The following is a 25,474-nucleotide window of genomic DNA, read 5'->3' as shown; positions in this document are numbered from 1 at the left end:
CGTTCTACTTCTTGAGCTCGAGACCGACGCCCTTGTTGACGAAGTCAAGCGTGTAGGCCTTCTTGATGTCGATGCCCGGCTTTATCACCTTGGCCGCAACCATCTTGTCGTAGAAGTCCTGCATCTTTTCGTCGGTCATCGCGCCGATGCCGAGCTTTTCGCTGTCTCCGGAATCGACGATGCCGAATTTCTTCAACTGGCTGATCGTGAAGGCGATCTGCTCGTCCGTAATGTCCGGATTGTCCTTCTTGATCATCTCATTGGCGGCCTTGTTGTCGCCGTAGAGATAATTGTACCAGCCCTTGGCCGAGCCATCGACGAAGCACTGGACGACCTGCGGACGCTTGTCGATCGTGTCCTGCATGGCCTCGATCGTGGTCGAGTAGGTGCTGTAGCCGTAATCGGCGAGCAGGAACTGGTTCGGCACGAAGCCGCCTTCCTTCTCCACCGCGAAGGGCTCGGACGTCACATAACCCTGCTGGATCGACTTCTTGTTGGCGATGAAGGGAGCAGGATTGAAAGTGTATGGCACGCGCTTGGAGAGGTCGAAGCCGTAGGCTTCGGCCATCCAGAGCAGAAAGCTCTGCGCGCCCTCGTCGCCGATGATGTACTGCTCGGCCTTCGGCAGGTCCTCCCACTTGTCGAGCCCCTCGCCCGGATGGGACATGACGACCTGCGGCTCCTTCTGGAACGACGCCGCGACGACCCTGAGCGGAATGTTCTCGGCAACCGCGTCGAAGGCCTGCTGCATGTTGCCGCCCATATAGAAGTCGATCTTGCCGGCGAGCAGGAGCGGACGTCCTGCGACCTGCGGACCGCCCTGCTGGATGGTCACGTCGAGACCGCACGCGGCATACGTGCCGTCGGCGACAGCCTGATAGTAGCCGCCATGTTCCGCCTGTGCGAGCCAGTTGGTCATGAACGTGACCTTGTCGGCGGCGCCGGCCGCAAGGCTGGAAGCACCCAAAGCCGCGACAGCGATCGCAGTGGAACAGAAAAGCTTTTTCATCGACACCACCCTCATATTCGGCCGCGTCCATTAGCGGCATTGACTGAAGTCCATGAACGCAAGACCTGTGCCACCGCTCCCCACCGCGTTCCAGGCGGATGGATGCCTGTGCGGTCGTTGCTACGATAGCCCTTGAGGTGCTGCCTCGGCCCGCATCGTGCCTATTTTTCAAGCTCCTGTCCATGGAGCCGCAACATCTGCCACAACATTGATGACACGCCGTTTCAGGCTCTAGAATATGGCAGAGGAGACATTCATGCCGAAATATCTGACGCCCGATTCCATCAAGCCGCCTTTTGCCCGCTACAGCCACGGGGTCGAGGTGCCGGGCGGCTCGCGTCTGGTCTTCTGCTCGGGGCAACTGGGCATTTCCGCGGACGATGTCGTGCCGGCGGATGCGGGCGCGCAGGCCGAGCTGTGCTTCGCCAACATCGCCGCCATCCTCGCCGAAGCCGGCATGGGCCTTGGAAACATCATCCGCATAAACGCCTACGTCACCGACCGCTCCTGCCTGCGGCCCTATATGGATGTACGCGACCGCCTGTTCGCCCATCCAGCCCCGGCCTCGACGCTGATGATCGTGTCGGGTTTCGCCCGCGAGGAATTCAAGGTCGAGATCGAGGTCGTCGCGGCAGGCTGATCGCCATCGTCGGCATGGGCGTGGACTCGGCGAGCCCCGCTGTCTAACGTCCGCGCAGAATCTTGACTGAGGAAGCACGTGAGCAAGCAACGCATCTGGTGGGGCGATTTTCCCACCACCGCCTTTACCGGCATCGATCCCGAAAAAACGATCGCCGTGCTGCCAGTGGCCGCCATCGAGCAGCACGGCCCGCACCTGCCGGTCTCCACCGACACGTCGATCATGCAGGGGATGCTTGAAACCGTGATCCCGATGATTCCGGACGATCTCGACGTCCGGATCCTTCCGGTCCAGTCCGTCGGCAAGTCCAACGAGCACCTTCATGCGCCGGGCACTCTCACCCTTTCGCCGCTTGCCACGATTCAGGCTTGGGCGGAGTTGGGACTTTCGGTCAATCGCGCCGGGGTCCGAAAGATCGTCGTCGTCAATTCGCATGGCGGCAACGAGGAGATCATGGGCATCGTGACGCGGGAACTCCGCGTCGCCTGCAGGATGATGGCGGTGAAGACGAGCTGGATGCGCTTCGGCCTGCCGGAGGGCATGTATCCCGATTCGGAAAACCGCTACGGCATTCACGGCGGAGACGTGGAAACCTCGCTCATGCTGCATTTCCGCCCCGAACTGGTCGACATGGCGAAAGCCGAGGATTTCCGTTCCAATGTGGAGAAGGCCGAGAAGACATTCGGCCTGCTACGCCAGACCGGCACGCACGCCTTCGCCTGGATCGCCAGCGACCTGAACACCCACGGCGTCGTTGGAAACGCGGCGGCCGCGACAGCCCGGAAAGGCAAGCTGACGGCGGCTCATCAGGCGGCAGGCTTCGTGCGGCTTCTCCAGGATGTTCGTGCGGCACGTCTTGACGAGTGGCTGAGTTGAGCGGTCCGGCAGGCTGGAATGCTGAACTTTGTTCGCTGCGCCATTGCAACTGCGAGATCAAACCAACGAAACTCGCCAGGATAGAAAACCTTGCCTCGTGCCGGGCCCTTCGCGGTCTTAGGGTCTGTCCATTTCGAACGGAGTTTTGACATGGTGGATTTTGCGCTTTCCCGCCGCTCGTTCCTCGCCACGACATCGATGCTGCTCGCCTCGACGGCCATGCCGAGCCTCGCCTTCGCGCAGGAGGCCAAGGCGGGCGGCCGGCTTGTGGTCGCGGCGGATTCCGAGCCGAAGAACCTCAATCCGGCCATCGTCGCCTCCAACGGCGTGTTCTTCATAGCCAGCAAGGTCATAGAGCCGCTTGCGGAAGCCTCCTACGAAGGCGAGAACGGGCTGGCGCCGAGACTTGCCACAAGTTGGGAAGGCTCGGCCGACGGCCTGTCGGTCACTTTCAAGCTGCGCGAGGGCGTCACCTGGCACGACGGAAAGCCCTTCACCTCGGCCGACGTCGCCTTTTCCGCGCTGAATGTCTGGAAGGCGCTGCAAAATCTCGGTCGCGTGGTGTTCAAGGATCTGGAAGCGGTCGACACGCCGGACGATCATACGGCCGTCTTCAAGTTCTCGAAGCCGACGCCGTTCCAGCTCATCCGCAATGCGCTGCCGCCTCTGACCAGCGTGGTGCCGAAGCACATCTACGAAGGCACCGATATCGCGGCCAATCCCGCCAACACGGCGCTCATCGGCACCGGTCCGTATAAATTCGCGGAGCACAAGGCCGGCGAATATTACCGGCTGGAAAAGAACGCGGCCTACTGGGACAAGGACAAGCCTTATCTGGACGAGATCGTCTATCGCGTCCTGCCGGACCGTGCCGCGGCCGCAGGCGCGCTTGAAGCGGAGGAAGTGCATCTGGCGGCGTTCTCGGCCGTGCCGCTCGCCGATCTCGACCGCATCTCGAAAGTTCCGGGTATCGTCGTCGTATCGAAGGGCTATGAGGCGCTGACCTATCAGCTGGTGGTCGAGATCAACCACCGGCGCAAGGAACTGGCCGATCTCAAGGTTCGGCAGGCGATCGCCCATGCGATAGACAAGGATTTCGTCGTCAAGACGATCTTCCTGGGCTACGCCTCGCCCTCGACCGGCCCCGTGCCGCAGAACGACCCGCAGTTCTATACATCCGACGTGCCGACCTATCCGTTCGACGTCGCCAAGGCCAACGCTCTGCTGGACGAGGCGGGATATGCGAAGGGCGCGGACGGCAAGCGTTTCTCGCTGAAATTGCTTCCGGCGCCGTATTTCAACGAGACGAAGCAGTTCGGCGACTATCTGCGGCAGGCATTGGCCGCCGTCGGCATCGACGCCGAGATCGTCAACAACGACGCGGCCGCGCATCAGAAGGCGGTCTACACCGACCACACCTTCGACATCGCCGTCGGCCCGCCGGTCTTCCGCGGCGATCCCGCCATCTCGACCACGATCCTTGTCCAGAGCGGCATACCGGACGGCGTGCCTTTCTCCAATCAGGGCGGTTACGCCAACGCCGAGATCGACGCCGTCATCGCGAAGGCCGCCGAGACGATCGACGAAAAGGCCCGCACGGACCTCTACAAGGAGTTCCAGAAGCTGGTCGCTGCCGATCTTCCGCTGATCAATGTCGCCGAATGGGGCTTCATCACGGTGGCGCGCGACAGCGTGCACAACGTATCGAACAACCCCCGCTGGGCGGTCAGCAACTGGGCCGATACGTGGATCGACGGATAGGTCCGCATCGTAGCGATTGCGTGAATGCGGGGTGGATGATCTAGTCACGCATGTGACCATGCAACCATCCATCTTGCTCTCGCGCAGTCCCGTCTCATGACCCGCGCGCTGCGCCTCATCCGCCGGCGGCTGCTTACCGCTGTTCCCGTGATGCTGATCGTCGTGATCGGCGCTTTCCTGCTGCTCGAACTCGCGCCGGGAGACGCGGTGGACGCCTATATATTGTCCACCGGCGGCGCCGACGCGCAGATGATCGAGGATATGCGGACGGCCTGGGGCCTCGACCAGTCGGCGTGGGCCCGGCTCGGTGCGTATCTTTCCGCGCTTGCGCATGGCGATCTTGGCTGGTCCGTCAGTTTCTCACGGCCGATAAGGGACGTGATCTTCGAGCGCCTGCCCAACACGCTGATGCTGATGACCGCCGCGACGGCGCTCTCCTTCGGTCTTGGCTCCCTGCTGGGCATCGTGGCGGGTGCGAAACCCGGCAGTTTTCGCGATCGCTTCCTGTCGATCGGCTCGTTGGCGCTCTATGCCGTTCCCGGCTTCTGGCTGGCGCTCGTGCTGATCATCGTATTCTCCATCAGCCTGCGCTGGTTGCCGCTTTCCGGCATCGAGACCATCGCCTCCGGCAAGCATGGGCTCTCTCGCACCATGGATGTGGCGCGGCATCTCGTCCTGCCGGTAGCGTCGCTCGGCATCATCTATCTCGCGCTTTATCTCAGGCTGATGCGCGCCGGCATGGCGGAAGTCTGGCGACAGGATTTTGTCCGTGCCGCCGAGGCGCGCGGGCTTTCACGCCGCCGCATCGTGCTTCGCCATGTAGCGCGAAACGCCCTGCTGCCGCTGGTCACGATGCTCGGCCTGCAATCGGCCTCGATGCTCGGCGGCAGCGTCGTCATCGAAAGCGTCTTCGCCATACCCGGCCTCGGCCGGCTGGCGTGGGAAGCCGTCGCCTCCCGCGACACGCCCCTCCTGCTCGGCATCGTGCTGGTCAGCGCGGTGCTGGTTATCATCGTCAACCTGCTGGTCGACATCGCCTATGCACTGCTCGATCCGCGCGTCGGCAGCGCCGAGGCGGCCTGATGCCCTTCCTGCGACGGTTCCTTGCAACAGCCGAAGGCGTTGCCGGCGCGCTGATCCTCCTCGCCATAGCGATGGTTGCGCTGCTTGCGCCGCTGCTCTACCCCGGCGATCCGCTCGCCATCGTCGCGCAACCCATGCTCCAGCCGTTTCAGGACCCTGCGGCCATCCTCGGCACCGACCGGCTCGGCCGCGACGTGCTTGCCGAACTCGTGCATGGCACCCGAACCTCCCTCCTGGTCGGCTTGGCGGCGGCGATTGCGGCCATCGTCGTCGGCGCGACGGTCGGCACCGTTGCGGGCTTTGCCGGCGGCCTCGTCGATGAGATGCTGATGCGCGTCACCGAGGCTTTCCAGACGGTTCCCGGCTTCCTTCTGGCGCTGGCATTCGTCAGCGTCGTCGGCCCGTCGCTGCCGGTGGTGGTGGCAGCCATAGCGGCTTCGGCATGGACACAGCCGGCGCGGATCGCGCGAGCCGAGGTGCTTTCTATCCGCGAACGGGACTACGTCGCGGCGGCCCGTGTCGTAGGCATGCATCCGGCCGGGATCGCGTTCCGCGAGGTGTTGCCGAACGCGCTGCCGCCGGTGCTGACGCTTGCCTCGGTCATTGTCGCCAACGCCATTCTGATCGAAGCCGCCCTCTCCTTCCTGGGCCTGGGCGACCCCAACAGCGTCACCTGGGGCGGCATGATCGCCGAGGGCCGCACGGTGTTGCGGGCCGCACCCTGGCTTTCCATCTTTCCCGGTATGGCGCTGGTGGCGACGGTGCTCGGCGTCTATCTGACCGGCGAAGGCGTCGTTGAAGCCCTTGCGGCGCGGCGAGGCCGCGCATGACCCTGCTCTCGCTGCGCGATCTTACAGTGTCGTATCAGGGCTCTGACCGGCCGGCTCTCGACCGCGTCAGCCTCGACGTTCCGAAAAATTCACGGCTTGGCGTCATCGGCGAGAGCGGCTCGGGCAAGAGCACCCTGGCGCTGGCGGTGGCGGGCATCCTGCCCCGCTCTGCGCTCGTCGGCGGCGAAATCGCCTGGCCGGGTCTTGGACGATCGCCGGTCAAGGGACGCGATGTCGGCCTGGTCTTTCAGGACCCTTCGTCCAGCCTCGACCCCGTCCTCAAGGTCGGCGAACAGATCGCCGAGGTCGTGCGCGCGCATCTCGGCCTGAGCTGGAGCGAAGCGTATCGCCGCGCGGTGGAGCTGATCGATCGCATGCGCCTTCCCGACGCGGCGCGGCTGTCCCGCACCTATCCGCACGAGCTTTCCGGCGGCCAGCGCCAACGCATCGCGATCGCCGCGGCCATCGCCGCCAATCCGAAACTGCTGATCGCCGACGAGGCGACCAGCGCGCTGGACACCGTCGTGCAGGCCGAGATCGTCCGGCAACTGGATGAACTGGTGCGCGAGGACGGCATGACGCTTGTCTTCATCAGTCACGACATCGCGCTTGCGTCGCAACTCGTCGATCGCATCGCCGTGTTTCGCGACGCCCGGCTGGTGGAGATCGGCACGACCGAGCAGGTGCTGCGGCAGCCGCAGAGCGACTACACGCGCACGCTGATCGAGGCTCATATCGGCATCGATGCTCCCGTCGGGATCGCCGGATGAGCGCGCCGCTTCTCGACGTGCGCGGCCTGAGCAAGCGCTTCCGGCGCGGCGATGCGGTGGTGCAGGCGCTAGACGCTGTCGACCTCGTGCTCAATCCCGGCGAGACGCTGGCGCTTGTCGGTGGCTCCGGCAGCGGGAAATCGACCCTCGCCCGCACGATCCTGCGGCTGATCGAGCCCGATTCCGGCTCGATCGCGTTCGACGGGACCGATCTCCTCCTCCAGCGAGGTGTCTCGCTTCGCACCATGCGCGCAAGGCTGCAGATGGTGTTTCAGGACCCGCATTCCGCCTTCAATCCGCGCGCGACCGTGGCCCGCGTCATAGACGACCCGCTGCGCATCCATGACATCGCGCCGGCACGGGACCGCCCCGCCCTGATCGCCGACCTGCTGCAACGTGTCGGCCTGCCGCCGGAGATCGCCACGCGTAACATCCACGATGTTTCCGGCGGCCAGCGCCAGCGTGTCGCGATCGCCCGCGCCATTGCGACGCGACCGAAGCTGATCGTGCTGGACGAGGCGGTCTCCGCGCTCGACGTCGCGGTACGGGGGCGGATTCTCGCCCTGCTTGCGGAACTTCAGCGGCAGTACGGCATCGCCTATCTCTTCGTATCGCACGATCTCGCCGTCGTACGCCGGATCGCGCATCGCGTCGCGGTCATGGATCAGGGCCGCATTGTCGAGACCTCCTCGCCCGCCGACCTCATGGATTCGCCCCGATCCGACGCCGCGAAAGCCCTTGTCGCCGCAATTCCGCGTCTCAAATACCGGCCTGACAGCCTCGCAGGAACAAAATGACCGACGAAAGCCGAACCGAGAAGCTTGCCCGCGAGCTCGACGCCGCGTTCCAGAACAGGGCCGACCTCTACCGGTTGTTTTACGCCGAACTCGAGCAGGAATATGGGGCCGAAGCAGCGGAGGCCGTCATGGTCCGCGCCGTCGAGAAGCGCGGGCAGGAAGTCGCGGGCGTCGCTTTTGCGGAGTACGGGCCAAAGGACGCACGCGCCATTGGCGAAGCTTTTCTGTCGGTGAGTCCCGATGGCGGACGCATGTACCCCACAAACGTTGAGCGTCGCGACGATGGCATCAGCTTCTATGTGAAACGTTGCCCGCTGAAGGATGCCTGGGTTGCGGCCGGCCTCGACGGCGAGCGCCTCGCCACCATGTGCCGCATCGCCGGCGCCTTCGATCGCGGTTTGTTCGAGGCGACGGGCATCCGCTTCGAGAACGTCACCTGGACGCCCGGACATGGCAGCGGCTGCTGCCACATCCACCTGTCGAACGGTTGCTGAATGCCCGCCGCGCGACGGCGCGTCGATCCCGAATCAGGCGGCTTCGCTCGGCATCGCGATCCGGGAAAGCTTGCGCACCTCGTCGTCACCCAGCAGCCCGCCGGCGCGCAGCAGACCGGCAAAGCGGCCGTTGTTCGCGGCGAGTTCCTGAAAACCGCCCATCTCGACGATGCGGCCGTTATCGAGGAAAATCACGAGATCCGCATCGCGAACCGTGGTGAGCCGATGCGCGATGACGAAAGTCGTCCGGCCCTCCCGCAGCCGGTCGATCGCCTCCTTGACCCGGCCTTCCGTTTCCACGTCGAGCGCGCTCGTCGCCTCGTCGAGAACGAGGATCGGCGCGTCCTTGAGCACGGCCCGCGCGATCGCGATGCGCTGACGCTCGCCACCTGACAGTCGTCCGCCGCGCTCGCCGACGATCGTGTCATAGCCTTCGCTCTTGGCGAGGATGAAGTCCTGCGCGGCAGCGGCGCACGCTGCTTCGTGAATATCATCGTAGCTCGCGCCCGAACGGCCGACGCGGATATTCTCTTCGATGGATCGGTTGAAGAGCCCGGAATCCTGGAAAACCGTCGCGATCGAATGGCGCAACGACTTGCGCGTGCAGGTTCTGGTGTCGATCCCGTCGATGAGGACGCGGCCTTGCTGCGGGTCGTAGACGCGCTGCAGCAGGTTGATGATGGTGGTCTTTCCGGCGCCTGTCGGGCCGACGATCGCCACCGTCTGGCCGGCCGCGACCTCGAACGAGATATTTTCGACGCCCTGTCCCGAATTGCGGAAATTGAAGCTCACATCCTCGAAGCGGACGTGACCGGTCGCATTGCGCAGTTCCCGCAGATTGTCGGGCTCGACGCGATCCATGGCCGAGTCCTCGATCTGGTAGAAGTCTTCCAGCTTGGCCCGCGCCTCGAAGATCTGGTTGACGAAGGCGCTCACCTGATCGAGCCGGCTGATCATAAGCGACGCAAAACCGGTGAACGCGATGATGTTGCCGATCTTCAACTGCCCGAGCGAGACCAGATAGGACCCGATCAGCAGCACCACGATCATGGAGATCGTGGAAGCGAGGCGATGCATCGCGCTGGCGAGCGCCCACCAGTCGAGAACCGGGAACTGGGCGTCGAGAAGATCGGCGGCATAACGCTTCAGCGCGAGCGTTTCATGCGCCACGCGGTTGTAGCTTTGCAGGACCGAGACGTTGCTGACGCTGTCGGTGACATGCGCGAACACGCGGTGATAGTGCTGCTCGACGCGCGCCTGCCCCTCCTTCGTCTTTTGCATCACGGTACGACTGATGAAGAAATACGCTCCTGCCAGCGCGAACAGCACCAGCGACATACGCAGGTCGAGCGACAGCGCCGTCGGTACGAGCAGCAGCAGGGCGATCGCGGTCGACAGGTGTTGGCGCATGAATTCGAGCCAGAGGCTGAACAGGGTTTCGACAGCCCGCAGCAGCGTGTGCAGCGCATAGGAGGTGCCGCGCTCGTGATGCCATGCAAGAGGCATCGTGATCACGCGCTCGAATGAATCGGCGAGCACTGCAGTGCGGCGGTGGTGCGCCAGCCGGTCGGCGCCCCGTGCCACAAGAACATAGGCAAAGATATTGAAGACGCCGAGACCCGCCCAGAGGGCGAGATTGAGGACGACATCGCTCTTGTCGGTGATGGCGTCGATTATATTGCCGAACAACACTGGCTCGGCAATAGTCACCATGGCGAGGACGACATTTGCACCGCAGATGGTGAGCACTTTTGCTTTCTCGGCGGCGAGATAACCAATTGCTCTAAAGTAAATTTCCAGCAATGACACGCAAATACCTCATCGCCGCAGATTGTGCAGTGCACCATGGAGACGCATACGGGCTATTGAGTGGCAACACAATGTGTCGTGTCCAAGTCAGTTCCGGTTTGCGTGACAAACTTTCGCTACAGCCTGTAAAGTGTCGTGATCAGATAAAAGGTTGAGATTAAAGGAAAAATGGCAGGCTTTCGGCGAAATTGTGGCGGACGCATAGCCGCTTCGTGAAGCTATGCGTCAGGAACCGACACCTGGAACGCGAATGATGACCTCAACCTCGTCTTTCGCGGTTGCGGGAACCCATCCGGCGCGGCTGACCTTGCCATCGACCTCGATCGTCCGCTCTTCCACATCGCCGCGCTCGACCGAGATATGATAGATCGAGTCGTTGATCTTCAGCCGGGCCGAGAAACCCGGCCATTCGCTCGGCAGCGCGGGTTCGACGAACAGCCGTTCTCCTTCCCTACGAATGCCGAGAATCGCCTCGACGGCTGCGCGATAGAGCCACCCGGCCGAGCCAGTGTACCATGTCCAGCCGCCACGCCCACCGTTCTCGCCGGAATAGACATCCGCCGGAACGACGTAGGGCTCCACCCGGTATTGTTCGGCTGCCTCGCGGTCGAGCGCATGATTGACCGGATTGAGCATGGAGAACAGGCGATAGGCCGCATCGGCCCGCCCAGCACGCGCCAGTGCCACCACCAGCCACGTCGCGCCGTGCGTGTACTGGCCGCCGTTCTCGCGAACGCCCGGCGGATAGCTCTTGATATAGCCGGGCTCCTTGTCCGTCTTCGAGAAAGGCGGTGTAAAGAGCTTGGCGATCTTCAGTTCCGGATCGACCAGCAGCTTCTCGACCGAATCGAGCGCCGTCTGTGAGCGTTCTGCATCGCCATAGCCGGAGATAACGCTCCAGGATTGCGCGATCTGGTCGATCTTGCATTCGTCGGATTGCTTCGAGCCGAGCAGCGACCCGTCGTCATAGGTCCCGCGAATATACCATTCGCCGTCCCATGCCTTCGTCTCGATGGCGCTCCTGAGCGCCTCGACATGGCGCATATATCTCTCGGCCCGTGACGTATCGCCACGCTCCTTGAGCAAGGGAACGACATCGGTCAGCGTCTTCGCAAGGAACCAGCCGAGCCACGTGCTCTGCCCGCTGCCATGCTCGCCGACACGGTTCATGCCATCGTTCCAGTCGCCACCAAGGATCAGCGGCAGCCCATCGGGACCGGTGCGCCTGATCGCGAGATCGAGCGCACGGGTCATATGCTCGAACAGCGGGATCGGGTCCCCGGTGATTTCAGGCGTGTAGAACGCGTCGTGCTGCTCCTCCTTCAACGCATCGCCGGTGATGAAAGGCAGTCTTTCGTCAAGGATCGTCTTGTCGCCGGTCACCGAGACATAGTGCGCCACTGCGTAGCCCAGCCAGACCACGTCGTCCGAAATCATGGTGCGCACGCCCGCCCCGGTGCGCGGCAGCCACCAGTGCTGCACGTCGCCTTCGGGGAACTGGCGGCGCGCCGCGTTCAGGATCTGATTCCTCGCCAGCGTGGGATCGTGCAGGAGGAAGGCCAGCGTGTCCTGGAGCTGGTCGCGGAAGCCGAACGCGCCGCTCGCCTGATAGAAGGCGGAACGCGCGCGGATGCGGCAAGCCAGACTCTGATAAGGCAGCCAGGCATTCACGACGGCGTCAAAGGCCGGATCGGGCGTCTTGACCTGCAGCGTGCCGAGAAAATCGTCCCACAGCCGCTCGTTCTCGGCCAGCCGCTCGTCGAAATCGCGCGCGCCGTGCTTCGCCGCAAGCGCGACCGCCTCCTCGGAAGATGCGGCGTCGCCCAGCATCCAGATCATATCATGCGTATCTCCGGGCGCGATCTCGATGTCGCGCGCCAGAGCCGCGCACGGATCATGGCCGGCTTCGACCCGCCCGGAGAGATCCGCGCCGGAGACAACGGCCTCGGGAAACTGAACCGAACCATCGCGCCCTATGAAATCGAGACGGTCCGACGTCGCAGATTGCGCCGGGCCATCGCTCGCCAGAAACGCCGTGCGGTCGCCATAGTCCAGACTGTAGACGTTGCGCGCCATCATCACGCCGGACGCATGATAGGCGGGCAGCACGAACGGAGCCGAGCGGGCGCGGTTGTTGCCCATCACCCATTCGGCATAGGCGTAGACGCGCAGCTTTGCCGGCTGCGAACGGCCATTCCTGATTCGCAGGCGGATAAGCTTCACGGGGTCTGCGGGATCGACGATTTGCGTCGCGGTGACCTCGAGACCGCCGCGATTCGTGGAAAAGCTGCTGAAGCCCTGACCGTGACGGGTTTCGTATACCAGCGACGGATCGCGCAACACCGCCGAGTAAGGCGAAAAAGCGCCGCCCGTGGCCCGGTCGTGGATATAGATCGCCTCCCCCGGCCGGTTCGTCACCGGATCGTTCGACCACGGCGTCAGCTGGAAATCGCGGCTGTTGCGGCTCCAGCTGAATGATGCGCCGCCAGCCGACGTATGGAAGCCGAAATCGCGATTGGAGATCACATTGATCCAGGGCTGCGGCGTCGTCTGGTTCCCCGCCAGCCGCACCACATAGTCGCGGCCGTCCCGGTCGAAGCCCCCGAAGCCGTTCCAGAACGCGAGTCCGGCACCTGAAACGCCGGATTGCGCGGGGCGCGGGGTGACCACGCTTTCATCACGTCGATCGTCAGGCGAGAGTTTGCCCCGCGCCTCGATTTCCGACGCTTCCGCCCGCTCGATCTGATCGAAAATGGTCCCGTTGCGCGTGTGCAGAACGATCCGCGCCGCAGCCAGCAGCGTGCGATACGAGTGCTCGTCCATCAGGTCGCGACGCACGGCGAAGATATGCTGGCGCGGACCCTGCTCACGGCCGCGCACCCTGCTGTTTTCGCAAAGATACTCGATCGCCTGCTGGAGGTCCTGCACGTAGGACGAGGCCTGCTCGTTGACGATGACGAGGTCGGCAACGATCCCCCGCGCGCGCATATATTCCTGCATGCGCAGCGCCGCCGCAACGATTTCCAGATCGGCCACATCTCCGATACGCAAGGCGAAGATCGGATAGTCACCCGAAATCGCCATCGGCCACAGGTCGGATTGCTTGCCCAGCCCTGATGCGATGGCATCGGCCGAAAGGCGTGTCCAGGGCTCCGGATAAAGGAGATAGCGGGCCAGCTTCTGCACGTTGGCGGCATCGGAAAGGCTGAGGCCGCAATGGCGCGTCTGCACTTGCGAGCGCGTCCATGCGAGCGTCGCCTGCCGCTGGAAGCTTTCCAGATGGTCGAGCCGCTCGATCGCCGCCTCCACTTCCGCCCGGTCCGCACCGACCACTGTCCAGAAGGTGACGGACACCTTCTTGCCCGGCGGCACGCGCATGCGGCAACGCAGCGAGGCGATCGGATCGAGGGTGAAGCCGTCGTGACCGCCGAGGCGGACCTCGGAGTCGAAGGCGGTCGGATTGGCGATGGTGCGCCCGCGGCCGAGGAATGCGCGCCGGTCCGTTTCCGCTTCTGTCTCGCGCGTGAAGCCAGTGGCTGCGGTGACGAAATGACCGAACGAAAGCGTCTGGTCGCCTGCCTGCCGCGGGCGGCGCGTAGCGAAAATCGCGTTGCGTGCGGCGACGATCTCGGTCTCGACAAACAGCTTGGAGAAAGCGGGATGCGCGTTGTCGCTCGCTTCGGACGCGATCACGATCTCCATATACGACGTCAGGTCGACGAACCGGTCGGAAGGCCCGTTGTTGACCAGCGTCACCCGCCTGCCATCGCCATTGGCCTCGGCGGTGACGATGACTTCCACCTCCGAGCGCAGGTCTCCGACGATCTTCTGGAAGCTCGCCTTGTCGTCGGTGAAGACCGTTTGCGCGATTTCGCCCGGCGCGCGCTTCGGTTCGGTCGTGGCGGACCACCATTCGCCTGTCGCGACATCCGTCAGGAAGATGTAGTTGCCGTAGCGGTCCTCGACCGGATCGGGCTGCCAGCGCGTGACCGCGAGATCGCCGAACCGGCTGTATCCGGAGCCGGTGGCGGTTACCATGACCGAATAGCGGCCGTTGGAGAGCACGTTGGTCGCGCGCAGTTCCCGATGCGGATTGAGAATCAGACGCGTGTCGAAATTCTCTTCGATGACCTGAGCCTTGGACCGCTCCGACGCATCGGCACGCACCGTCGCCGTAGGCACCTCGCGCGGCGCCTTCTCCTGCAGCAGCAGTTCCGCCGCCTCGATCACCGGGTCGGCGTGAAAGCGATCACGCATGCGACCTTCGAACACCACATTGGCAATGGCGACGATCGACATGCCGGTATGATGGGCCATGTAGTTGTAGACCACGGCGTAGCTGCTGCCCTCTGGCACGCGCTGGGGCGTGAAGTCGACCGCGTCATAAAAGCCGTAGCGTCCCATCGCGCCGTCCGCGCGCAGGCGCTTGAGGTTGGCGACTGCCGCATCCGGCCGGTATTGCGCAGCAAGCACGGTCGCGTAAGGCGCGATCACCGTGTTCTGGGCCAGACCGCGTTTCAGGCCGAGCCCCGGCACGCCGAAATTGGTGTACTGATAGTTCATCTCGCGGTCGCGTGCGTTGTAGGCCGCTTCCGAGATGCCCCATGGCACGTTCTTCGACTTGCCGTACTGGATCTGCTTGCGAACGATCAGCTGGTTGCTCTGGTTCAGTATGCCGCCATGCGGCTCCTTCATGACGAGCGGTGGCATCAAATATTCGAACATTGAGCCCGACCACGACATCAGCGCCCCGCTGAAGCCGATCTCGACAATGGGGCGGCCGAGCCGGAACCAGTGCTCCGTCGCGATATCGCCCTTGGCGATGGCAAACAGGCTGGTGAGGCGCGCTTCCGACGCCAGCAGGTCGTAGCAGGCCTCGTCCAGTTGCCGCTCCTGCACGCGATAGCCGATGGACAAAAGGTTGCGCTCGCGGCGCAGCAGGAAAGAGAACTCCATCTCGAAGGCGAATTTGCGGGCGCGATCCCGCACCGCGATCAGCCGCTGGCGCAACACCTCCACGCCACGCTCGTCCGTGTGGGAGTCGCCGACATGAGCGTCGCACGTCGCCTCCAGTATGCTCGCCCATTGCGCCAGAAGATCGCTGGCATCGGACGACGTCTCGCCATGGACGGCCGCGGCCAGCTTGCAGATGTCCCCTGCGAGGATGGCGAGGTTGAGCGTGCGGATCGCGGCGGTCTCGGGCTCGCTCTTTATGGTGTTAACGGCCCGCCGCATGCCGGCGATGCGGTCGATCAGGCGTTGGCGCAACGGCCGCAGCTGCCGGCGATCGTCCGGAAGGGCGGCCAGCGTCTCGTCCAGTATGTCCACGACATCGAGAATGCCGTCGAAATCGCCCTGCAGGTGGGCGGCGGGCGCCATCGACCATTCGTTGCACGCGGATGCGACCGTCACGAGGTGTCCGGCGAGATTGCCGCTGTCGACGGCCGACACATAGAGCGGCGTGAGCGGCTTGAGTGTGGTCGTTTCGTACCAGTTGTAGAGGTGGCCGCGATAGCGCTCCATGCGCTCGATGGTCGAAAGCGTGTTCTCGATGCGTTCGACGACGTTGCTCAGGCTTATCCAGCCGAAATCGCGCGCCGATACGACGGACAGCAGATAGACGCCGATATTGGTGGGCGACGTCCGATGCGCTACCGCAGGAGAAGGAATCTCCTGAAAATTGTCCGGCGGAAGATGGTTGTCTTCCGGCGTCACGAAGGTTTCGTAATAATGCCACGTGCGGCGCGCCATCGACCGCAACGCGACGCGATCTTCCTCCTTGACGAAAAGCCGGTCCTCCGTTTCCGCCGAGCGGCTGACAAGCCAGGCGAACAGCGGCGACAACGCCCAGAAAACGGCGAAAATCAGCGCCACGAACGCGCCGGACGAATGCGCCGCGGTCGGGATCGCAAGGCCGAGCACGGCGACCAGCAGCGCGCCCGACATCATGCGATAGTAGCCGCCCGGCGTGTTCACGCCGGACCGTTGTGCCTGCGAGGCGGTGCGCCATTCCAGAAGATGCTTGCGACTGACGAAAAGGCGGTAGAGCGTCCGCAGGATCGCATCCGCCATCATCCAGGCGGAATGCGCCATCAGCACGACGCGCATGGCGACCATCGCCGAGCCGAAGGCTATGTCCTGTCCGAGCGAGATGATGTGCCCGCGCAAGGTGACGTCGGGATTGTCCGGCCAGATCGAATCGATGATGTCGTAGGTCGGCGCCATGAACAGGCTGACGATCAGCAGCGCCTGCCACTGGATGGCGGCGGCGAACGGCAGGAAGCTCCAGCCGGCGACGGACGCCAGCACCCAGAAGATCGGTGTCAGCGAGCGCCGCAGATTGTCGACCATCTTCCAGCGCGAAAGTCCCGGAACTCCGGAATCCGGCCGCAGGATGAAAGGCAGCAACTGCCAGTCGCCGCGCGCCCAGCGGTGATGGCGCGACGCGTCCACCGCGTAGCGTGTCGGATAATCCTCCACCAGCTCGACATCGGTCACCAGCGCGGCGCGCGCGAAGGCTCCCTCCAGCAGATCGTGGCTCAGCACCGCATTTTCCGGTATCCGGCCTTTCAAAGACGCCTCCATGGCGTCGATGTGATAGAGGCCCTTGCCGGTAAAGGTGCCTTCGTCGAAGACATCCTGATAGAGGTCGGAGACCGTGAAGACGTAAGGGTCCATGCCGCGGTTGGCGGAGAATATCCTCTGGAAGAACGACGCTTCGTCGCCGGTCGTCAGCGAAGGCGTCACGCGCGGTTGCAGGATGCCGTAGCCGCGGACGACGCGATTGCCGGCTTCGTCCATCACCGGACGATTGAGCGGATGCTCCATCTTGCCGACCAGACGCGCGACCGCGCCGCGAGTCATGCGTGTGTCGGCGTCGAGCGTCATGACATAGACGATGCCCTCCGGGACGGGGTCCGACGGCGGCAGGAAGGTCGTGTCGCTGTCGCCACGCAGCAGCAGGTTGAGCTCGTGCAGCTTGCCGCGCTTGCGCTCCCATCCCATCCAACGGCCTTCGGCCTCGTTGTACAACCTGCGCCTGTGCAGCAGATGGAACCGCACGGAACCTTCGAGCGGGTAGCGCCGGTTGAGATCGGCGATGCACTTTTTGGTATAGTCGAGCAGCTCCAGATCCGGCTTTTCCTGCTCGACGTCGCTGTCCGGCCAGTCCGACAGAAGAGCGAACCGCAGGTCGCCGCTCATATTCGCGAGATAGTGCACCTCGAGGTTGCGAACGCTCTCCTCGACATCGTCGCGCGACGAGATGAGGGACGGCACCGCCACCAGCGTCCTGGCGCTCGACGGCACGCCTTGCATGTATTCGTAGCCGACGAGACGCGCCGGCTTCAGGAACAGCAGCACTATCGTGGTGAAGAACGCGAGAGCGCCCTCGCTGGCCGGCACCGAAAACAACAAGAGCAGCAGTGCGATGCCGATGCCGGGCACGCCGGCCGAAGCGAAGGCGAAACCCGTCGCGGCGAGCAGCAGTGTCGTCATGCCGATCACCGGGATGACGATGCCGGGCCAGCCGGCTCCGCGGAAGCTCTTCAGCAACCGGTCACCGAATGACGGCCGGTAGCCGATGTCCGCTTCGAGCTCGCGCGCGCGGTCGCCGATCAGAAAGAACCCCACGTCTACCGGCGGATGCGCATCTTCGCCGGCGGTCGACGCTGCCTCGCCCTCCGTCCACCCGGCCAGACGCGTCGCGCGGTCGGCTACTTCGAACTCGGTGAGGGTCGAACGCCGTGCCAGCGCCTCGATCCGGCGGCGGTACTGGTCGCGGGAGGCGAAATCCAGTTCGGACAGATTGGTGCGCTCGCGCAGCAAGGCGTCCACCCGGCTGATGCTTTCGAACCACATCGTCCAGTTGACGTCGTTGATGTGGCGCAGCCCGCGGATGATGTTGCCGGTGGTGACGTTGCCGCTCGACAACGTCTGGTGTTCGCGGATGATGATATCTTCCGCGTCCGAACCGTCGCGTTCCAGCTGCTGCTCCAGCCAGATGAGTGCGTCACCGGCGTTCTTCGAGCCGTCACGCAGCCGGTAGAGAAGCTGGGTCGCAAAGGTGGTGTCCCGTGCATGGTCGGCGAACTCGCCGAGCGCTGCCTGCGCTTCCTCTCCTTTCGTCGTCGAAAGCACCCGGTCTGCGACTTCATTGGCGAGACGGCGCAGTTCACGGGCGCGGGCCACGCGCAACGCCAGCCGCCGCAGGTTTTCGATCAGCACGAAACGCAGCAGCGAGGGCAGCGCCCACAATTCGCCGATCTTCAGCGGTTCATATTTCTGATAGCCGTCGACGATCGCGGCGAAGCCGTCTGCCGAGATCGTGCTGTCCGTATGGGCCGCGTAGAGCCAGGCCAGCGCCAGCGCCCTTGGTATGTTCACCCCGCCGGGCAGTGTCAGCGTCGGCAACTGCCGATAGAAGCGCGTCGGTATATTGCGCTTGATCTGAACGATCGTCTCTTCGACGACGTAGTGGTTGTCGAGCAGCCATTGCGCCGCCGGCGTGATCGACTCGCCCCGGGCCTGCACATCGTTCGTGGAGCGGTAGACGCGCAGTATGTGCTCGGCATCCTCCTTCACCCGCGCGCGAAAGTCGAACGGCTCGAAACCGGTCAACGCGCCGATTTCGCCCCGACCGAGGGCCTCGCCCAGGCGACGGAGGTTTTCCTCGTTGAGGACTGTCGAGCGGATGGGAGTTTCGGCTTGCGGAGGAAGAGGCTTCACCGCCGGCACGAAGGTCGACGGATCAGATTGCATATTCATGAAGACGTCCCGATAGCGTTCTGTAGGGCGACGCTCTTAAATCGTTCCTACGCAAAATGGTTGCGTCAGAACATGGGCGAAACCAAGGAAATCGTGTCTTTTCTTGGACCATGCGCAACACGGAAAGAGACCAGATCCTGCGTTCAGGTCGTCTGACGCCAGTTGTGGCTCCATTTTTCGGACCGTACATGCTGAGAAAGTTGCGGCGGCGTTTTTTGACGCGATCTGCCTGCCGATCGAGGTGCGATGCGGCGAAATCTGCCAAAGCGGACTATTCGCGTTCCAAACCCGGATTCAGGCCCGGTCACGGTCCCGGTTCAACCGTTCCGCTGCCCGCCCGTTGCTTCCGCTGGGGCATGCAATTTCGTGCGCGGCATCCCCTTTAGTACGCAACAACCGTGCCGCCTTCGATGTTGAAAAAGGGCCGCTAGCTGGTAGTGTCGGGCTTTCGTCGGCCGGGAGGGAACGGCCGGACAGTAGGAACTGGGTTCGTACTGAACATGCTCGATGCGCGACGGCCCTCTGGCCCGCGACGGGCCAACAGGGAGTAGTGAAAATGCTGAAAAATCTGTTCCGCGCGACAGTTTTCGCGGCGAGCATCATGTCGGTGGGAGGCGTCTACTTCGCCGCGCCGGCCTACGCGGAGATGGTGTTCAACCGCGGCAATTCCGCCGATCCGGAATCGCTCGACCCTCACAAGACGTCAACCGTGTACGAGGCGAACATCCTGCGCGATCTCTTCGAAGGCCTCATTATGCAGGACGCCCAGGCGAACGTGATCCCCGGCGCGGCCGAAAGCTGGACCGTTTCGGACGACGGCACCGTCTACACCTTCAAGCTGCGCGCCGACGGCAAATGGTCGGACGGCTCTCCCGTCACCGCTGATGATTTCGTCTATTCGTTCCGCCGCCTGCTCGATCCGGCGACCGGCGCGGAATACGCCTCCATGCTTTATGTCGTAAAGAACGGCGAGGAGGTGAACACCGGCAAGATGAAGCCGGAAGAGCTTGCGGTAAAGGCTGTCGACCCGGCGACCTTCGAGGTGACGCTGAAGTCGCCCACGCCTTATTTTCTCGAGATGCTGACGCACCAGTCGACCTATCCGGTCAACAAGGCCTCCATCGAGAAACTCGGCGACGACTGGATCAAGGCCGGAAACCTCATCTCGAACGGCGCCTTCACGCTGAAGGAATTCATCCCCAACGACCACATCACGGTCATGAAGAGCCCGAGCTTCCACGATGCGGCGAACGTCAAGCTCGACTCCGTGCGCTATTTTCCGACCGAGGATCGCTCGACCGCCATCAAGCGCTTCGAGGCCGGCGAGATCGACTTCAATGACGACATCCCGACCGAACAGATGGCGGATCTGAAAGCGAAATTCGGCGATCAGCTCAAGATCGGACCTTACCTCGGCACCTATTACTACGCGATCAAGGTGGACAAGGCGCCGTGGGACAATGTCGAGCTGCGCAACGCCGTCTCCATGGCGATCGACCGCGACTTCCTGGCCGAGAAGGTCTGGCAGAACTCGATGCTGCCGGGATATTCGATGGTGCCGCCCGGCATCGAAGGCTACGCGCCTGCGATGGCGAAATTCGCCGACATGTCGCAGATCGACCGCGAGGACGAGGCCAAGAAGATCCTCGAAAAGCTCGGTTACGGCCCCGACAAGCCGCTGAAGATGGAGATCCGCTACAACACTTCGGAGAACCACAAGAACACGGCCGTCGCCATTCAGGAGCAGCTGAAGCCGCTCGGCATCGAGGTGACGATGCTCAATACCGACACCAAGACCCATTACGGGCATCTTGAGCAGAAAGGCGACTTCGACGTAGCCCGCGCCGGCTGGATCGCGGATTACAAGGACCCGGAGAGCTTCCTCGGCATCTCCCGCAAGGCCAGCGGCAACAACTACTCGAACTTCAACAATCCGCAGTTCGAGGAAGCCATGGACAAGGCTGCGGCAGCCGGCGGCAAGCCCGAGGAACGCATGAAGGAGCTTGAGGCTGCGGAGCGCGTGCTGATTGACGAGGTCGGTCAGATCCCGCTCCTCTACTACTCCTACAAGAACCTCGTTTCGCCGAAGCTCGTCGGCTACGAGCCCAACGTCATGGACATTCATCCGAGCCGCTTTATCTCGAAGACCGAATAAGCCTCTGCGCCGCCGCCTCCCTGTGGGGGCGGCGGCATCCCTTACACCTGCGGGGACGCGATGTTCGTCTACGTGATCCGGCGGCTGCTGACCGCGATTCCAACGCTGTTCGTGATCGTCACGTTGGCCTTCTTCCTGATCCGCGTGGCGCCGGGCGGACCATTCAACCAGGAGCGCGGGCTGAGCCCCGAGATCAAAGCGAATCTTGAGGCGCAGTTCGGCCTCGACAAGCCGCTCTGGCAGCAATATCTCAATTATCTCAACAACTTGCTGCACGGCAATTTCGGCCCGAGCTACAATCTGCCGGATTTCACCGTGGGCGAGCTGTTCGCCAACGGCCTGCCCATCTCCATCCAGCTCGGCGCATCGGCGCTCATCCTCGCGCTCTTCGTCGGCGGCGCGCTCGGCATCATCGCCGCGCTCAACCAGAACCGCGCGGCCGACTATGCGGTGATCGCCGTCGCCGCCACCGGCAGCACTATTCCCACCTTCGTCATCGCGCCTATCATCCAGCTCGTCTTCGCGCTGTCGTGGAAGCTCATCCCGGTCGGCGGCTGGGGCGACGGCGCGCTGCTCAACAAGATCGGCCCGATCCTGACGCTCTCGCTGCCGCAGATCGCCATCGTCGCCCGCCTGATGCGCGGCTCGATGATCGAATCTCTGCGCTCGCACCACATCCGCACGGCCCGCGCCATGGGCCTGTCGAAATGGTCCGTAGTCATAAAGCACGCCCTGCGCGGCGCGGTCCTGCCCATCGTCTCCTATGCCGGGCCGGCGGCGGCAGCGCTGCTCACCGGCTCGATCATCGTCGAGACCATCTTCGCCATACCGGGCGTCGGCCGCTACTTCGTCGACGCAGCCCTCAACCGCGACTACACGCTGGTCATGGGAACGGTCGTCGTCATCGCCATTTTCACCATCCTCTTCAACCTGATCGTGGACATTCTCTACGCCACCATCGACCCGAGGGTGCGCTATGACTGACGCCGCGCTCGCCGGGCCCGCGCCCGAAACGCCGGTCGCCGGCCGCTCATTCTGGGGGGATGCCTGGCTGCGGCTTCGCACCAACAAGGCGGCGATGGTCAGCCTCGTCTATCTGGTGCTGATGACCGTCGTCTGCGTCTTCGGCCCGTGGTTCGTGCCGCACAATTACACGACCATCTACGCCGACTATGTCCGCACGCCGCCAAGCGTTTCGGCCTATCCCAAGCCGGAAATGATCGAGACGGCGCTGACCGACGTCCTGAAGCGCATGCGCGTCGACCTCAAGGAATGGCGGCAGGAAGACGAGCGTGTGTTTTTCACGGTCACGTCGTCGCGCGAGATCGACGAGCGCAACACGCGCTACATCGACCGCTCCGACACCTTCGACGACGCCAAGGTTGAGGATCGCTCGGCGGACGGGACGCAGATGACCTTCAGCGCCGGCATCAAGCAGCAATATTTCCTCTTCGGCACCGACAACACAGGCCGTGACCTGCTGTCCCGGACGCTGATGGCCGGACGCGTCTCGCTCGCCATCGGCCTCCTGGCCGGCGTCGTCGCCGTCGTCATCGGCGTTCTCTACGGCGCGACGGCCGGCTTCATCGGCGGCAAGACGGACGAAGTCATGATGCGCATCGTCGACGTTCTCTATTCCCTGCCCTTCATCTTCTTCGTCATCATGCTGGTGGTGTTCTTCGGCCGGAATTTCGTGCTGATGTTCCTGGCGGTCGGCGCGGTTCTATGGCTCGACATGGCGCGTATCGTGCGCGGTCAGGCGCTGTCGATCCGTCGGCAGGAATACGTGCAGGCCGCCGAGGCGCTCGGCGTGTCCCCGCGCGGCATTCTGCTGCGCCATATCGTACCCAACCTGCTCGGCCCGGTGGTGATCTACATGACGCTGCTGGTGCCGCAGGTCATCATTCTGGAGAGTTTCCTGTCGTTCCTCGGCCTCGGCGTGCAGGAACCGATGACCAGTTGGGGCGTGCTGATCTCGACCGGAGCGAAGAATATCGGCTCGGCGAACTGGCTGCTGCTGTTTCCCGCGATCTTCCTCGTCTCGACGCTGTTCGCACTGAATTTCGTCGGCGACGGGCTGCGCGACGCCCTCGATCCGAAGGACCGCTGACATGGCCGCGCCCGAAGAACCGATCCTGAAAGTCCGCGACCTGACTGTCGAATTCAGCACGCATGACGGGGTTGTCAAAGCGGTGAAAGGCATCGATCTCTACGTCATGCCCGGCGAGACGGTCGGCATCGTCGGCGAATCCGGTTCCGGCAAGAGCCAGACCATGATGGCGCTGATGGGCCTGCTCGCCTCGAACGGCAAGGCATCCGGCTCGGCGAAATATCGCAATCAGGAACTCGTCGGCCTGCCCGACAGCAAGCTAAACCGCATCCGCGGCGCGAAGATCACCATGATCTTCCAAGAGCCGATGACTTCGCTCGATCCGCTCTACCGGATCGGCAACCAGATCGCCGAGCCGTTGATCAGGCACAAAGGCATGAACGCCCGCGCAGCGCGCGCACGCGTTCTTGAACTCCTGAGGCTGGTCGGCATTCCCGATCCCGAACGCCGCATAGACGCCTACCCGCACGAAATGTCCGGCGGCCAGCGCCAGCGCGTGATGATCGCCATGGCCTTGGCGAACGATCCGGACATATTGATTGCGGACGAGCCGACAACCGCGCTCGATGTGACGATCCAGGCGCAGATTTTGACGCTGCTTGCCGAACTGCAGCAGAAATTCGGCATGGCGATCGTCTTCATCACGCACGATCTCAGCATCGTCCGCCGCTTCTCCGATCGAGTCTACGTCATGCAATCCGGAAACGTCGTGGAATCCGGCATGACCGAGAAGATCTTTGCCGCGCCCGAACATCCCTACACGAAGATGCTGCTCGCCGCCGAGCCGACCGGACGCAAGGCGCCACCGTCTTCCGATGCGCCGATCCTGCTGGAAGGCCGGGATGTGGAGGTCACGTTCGATCTCGGCGGCGGCTTCTTTTCGGGGCCTCCCACCATCCTGCGCGCGGTCGACAGGATTTCGATCCGTCTGAAGCGCGGACAGACCATCGGCATCGTCGGTGAATCCGGCTCCGGCAAGTCCACTCTTGGCCGCGCCTTGCTGCGCATGCTGCCCAGCGACGGCGTCATCCGCTTCGACAATCGCGACATCTCGAATGCCGACCGCCGGCAGATGCGGCCGTTGCGCCGCGAACTCCAGGTCGTATTCCAGGACCCGTTCGGCTCGCTCTCCCCCCGCCTGACGGTGGGCCAGATCATCACCGAGGGCCTGCTCGTCCACGAGCCGTCCCTGACGGCGAAACAGCGTGACCAGCGCGCGATAGAGGCATTGCGTGAGGTCAACCTCGATCCGGTGATGCGCAACCGTTATCCGCACGAATTCTCCGGCGGCCAGCGCCAGCGCATCGCCATTGCGCGCGCCATGATCCTGAAGCCGAAGGTGATGGTGCTGGACGAACCGACCTCGGCTCTCGACCGTTCCGTGCAGAAGCAGATCGTCGAGCTTCTGCGCACGCTGCAGAAGACCCATGACCTCTCCTATCTCTTCATCAGCCATGATCTGGCTGTCGTGCGCGCGATTGCCGACCACATCATCGTCATGAAGCAGGGAAAGATCGTCGAGGAAGGTCCGACCGAGGATATTTTCGATCATCCCCGCGATATCTATACGCAAACGCTGATGGCCGCGGCTATCGACAAGACGCGCTTCCGCAAGACCGCCGCGTAAGCGCTGCCCTCGCAGGCGAGGATACGGCCGCCATTGACTTGCGATGACACCTCGGCGATCCAGCGGCATGCGCATCCGGGCCTATCGATGAAGCGGCTTTTCGATCTTCTGGCGTCTGCCGCCGGGCTTGTCCTGCTAAGTCCCGTCATGCTGTGGATCGCCATACAGGTTCGGCGTTCATCGCCCGGCCGCGCCGTCTTCGTGCAGGAGCGCGTCGGACGACATGAACGCGTGTTCCGGTGCTACAAGTTCCGGACAATGTTCACCGCCGCCCCCAATGCGGGCTCGCATGAGGTCGCCGGCTCGTGGGTCACGCCGCTTGGCGCGAAGCTGCGCCGCTATAAGCTCGATGAGTTGCCGCAACTCTGGAACGTGTTGCGCGGCGACATGAGCCTCGTCGGCCCTCGCCCCTGCCTGCCCTCGCAGCACGATGTCATCGCGGCACGCCGGGCCGCCGATGTCTTTTCCGCCAGACCCGGCATCACCGGGCCTGCGCAACTCGCGGGCATCGACATGTCCACCCCGGAAAGGCTGGCGGGCGCCGACAAGCGTTATATCGAGACCCGCAGCTTCCTCGGCGACCTGGCGATCATCCTCGCGACGGCGACCGGAAAAGGCGCTGGCGACGCCGTCAAGGGCTGACGAACGCCTCATCGTGCGCAGTTTGCGCCATCCGGCTTGCCGTAGCCGCGTTGCTTTTCCATGTATTGCGTTATACCTAGCTCCGTCAGAGCTGAGATCTTGGCC

Annotated in this window: 16 protein-coding genes; 13 read left to right on the top strand and 3 right to left on the bottom strand. The window is 63.5% G+C overall.

Annotated features, from left to right (window positions below; all coding sequences use genetic code 11):
• Positions 1-4 precede the first annotated feature (4 nt).
• Positions 5-1,009, bottom strand: a complete 1,005-nt coding sequence (locus tag M9955_24575) for an ABC transporter substrate-binding protein (protein MCO5084822.1) — start codon at positions 1,007-1,009, stop codon at positions 5-7.
• Between the two features lie 256 nt (positions 1,010-1,265).
• On the opposite strand from M9955_24575, the gene M9955_24570 reads away from it, so the two are divergent.
• The 8 genes from M9955_24570 to M9955_24535 all read left to right on the top strand — a co-directional run bounded on the left by M9955_24570 (position 1,266) and on the right by M9955_24535 (position 8,260).
• Positions 1,266-1,649, top strand: coding sequence for a RidA family protein (locus tag M9955_24570; protein ID MCO5084821.1), 384 nt, complete (start codon positions 1,266-1,268; stop codon positions 1,647-1,649).
• Positions 1,650-1,727: 78 nt separating this feature from the next.
• Positions 1,728-2,525 carry a creatininase family protein gene (locus M9955_24565; protein ID MCO5084820.1) on the top strand — a complete coding sequence of 266 codons (798 nt, stop codon included), beginning with the start codon at positions 1,728-1,730 and terminating at the stop codon, positions 2,523-2,525.
• A gap of 150 nt (positions 2,526-2,675) precedes the next feature.
• Complete coding sequence (locus M9955_24560) at positions 2,676-4,286, top strand: ABC transporter substrate-binding protein (GenBank protein ID MCO5084819.1); 1,611 nt, start codon at positions 2,676-2,678, stop codon at positions 4,284-4,286.
• Positions 4,287-4,382: 96 nt separating this feature from the next.
• A complete protein-coding gene (locus M9955_24555) occupies positions 4,383-5,369 on the top strand; it encodes an ABC transporter permease (protein MCO5084818.1) in 987 nt (328 codons plus the stop codon).
• Complete coding sequence (locus M9955_24550) at positions 5,369-6,199, top strand: ABC transporter permease (GenBank protein MCO5084817.1); 831 nt, start codon at positions 5,369-5,371, stop codon at positions 6,197-6,199. The genes M9955_24555 and M9955_24550 overlap by 1 nt, the downstream gene beginning before the upstream one ends.
• A complete protein-coding gene (locus tag M9955_24545; protein MCO5084816.1) occupies positions 6,196-6,969 on the top strand; it encodes an ABC transporter ATP-binding protein in 774 nt (257 codons plus the stop codon). The genes M9955_24550 and M9955_24545 overlap by 4 nt, the downstream gene beginning before the upstream one ends.
• The gene (locus M9955_24540) at positions 6,966-7,766 is read left to right on the top strand and encodes an ATP-binding cassette domain-containing protein (GenBank protein MCO5084815.1); all 801 of its coding nucleotides are present in this window, start codon (positions 6,966-6,968) and stop codon (positions 7,764-7,766) included. Before M9955_24545 ends, M9955_24540 begins: the two co-directional genes overlap by 4 nt.
• Positions 7,763-8,260, top strand: a complete 498-nt coding sequence (locus tag M9955_24535) for an L-2-amino-thiazoline-4-carboxylic acid hydrolase (GenBank protein MCO5084814.1) — start codon at positions 7,763-7,765, stop codon at positions 8,258-8,260. The genes M9955_24540 and M9955_24535 overlap by 4 nt, the downstream gene beginning before the upstream one ends.
• Before the next feature lie 33 nt (positions 8,261-8,293).
• On the opposite strand, the gene M9955_24530 is transcribed toward M9955_24535, so the two are convergent.
• Together M9955_24530 and M9955_24525 are read right to left on the bottom strand one after the other, a co-directional pair.
• Positions 8,294-10,069 (bottom strand): glucan ABC transporter ATP-binding protein/ permease, encoded by a 1,776-nt coding sequence (locus M9955_24530; protein ID MCO5084813.1) that lies wholly within the window; start codon positions 10,067-10,069, stop codon positions 8,294-8,296.
• Positions 10,070-10,294: 225 nt separating this feature from the next.
• Entirely contained in the window at positions 10,295-18,835 is an 8,541-nt protein-coding gene (locus M9955_24525) for a protein ndvB (protein MCO5084812.1), read from the bottom strand.
• Positions 18,836-19,391: 556 nt separating this feature from the next.
• Here M9955_24525 and M9955_24520 point away from each other — a divergent pair.
• From M9955_24520 to M9955_24500, 5 genes are all read left to right on the top strand, one after another.
• Positions 19,392-20,990, top strand: coding sequence for a peptide ABC transporter substrate-binding protein (locus M9955_24520; protein ID MCO5084811.1), 1,599 nt, complete (start codon positions 19,392-19,394; stop codon positions 20,988-20,990).
• 60 nt (positions 20,991-21,050) lie between these two features.
• The gene (locus tag M9955_24515) at positions 21,051-21,974 is read left to right on the top strand and encodes an ABC transporter permease subunit (GenBank protein ID MCO5084810.1); all 924 of its coding nucleotides are present in this window, start codon (positions 21,051-21,053) and stop codon (positions 21,972-21,974) included.
• On the top strand, positions 21,967-23,100 hold the full coding sequence (locus tag M9955_24510) for an ABC transporter permease subunit (GenBank protein MCO5084809.1): 1,134 nt from the start codon (positions 21,967-21,969) through the stop codon (positions 23,098-23,100). Before M9955_24515 ends, M9955_24510 begins: the two co-directional genes overlap by 8 nt.
• Position 23,101: 1 nt before the next feature.
• Complete coding sequence (locus M9955_24505) at positions 23,102-24,727, top strand: ABC transporter ATP-binding protein (GenBank protein ID MCO5084808.1); 1,626 nt, start codon at positions 23,102-23,104, stop codon at positions 24,725-24,727.
• 87 nt (positions 24,728-24,814) lie between these two features.
• Positions 24,815-25,369 carry a sugar transferase gene (locus tag M9955_24500; GenBank protein MCO5084807.1) on the top strand — a complete coding sequence of 185 codons (555 nt, stop codon included), beginning with the start codon at positions 24,815-24,817 and terminating at the stop codon, positions 25,367-25,369.
• Positions 25,370-25,474: the final 105 nt, after the last annotated feature.

This window comes from Rhizobiaceae bacterium, from assembly GCA_023953845.1.
Lineage (GTDB): Bacteria > Pseudomonadota > Alphaproteobacteria > Rhizobiales > Rhizobiaceae > Arvimicrobium.
This window is presented reverse-complemented; position numbering and strand designations above follow the sequence as displayed.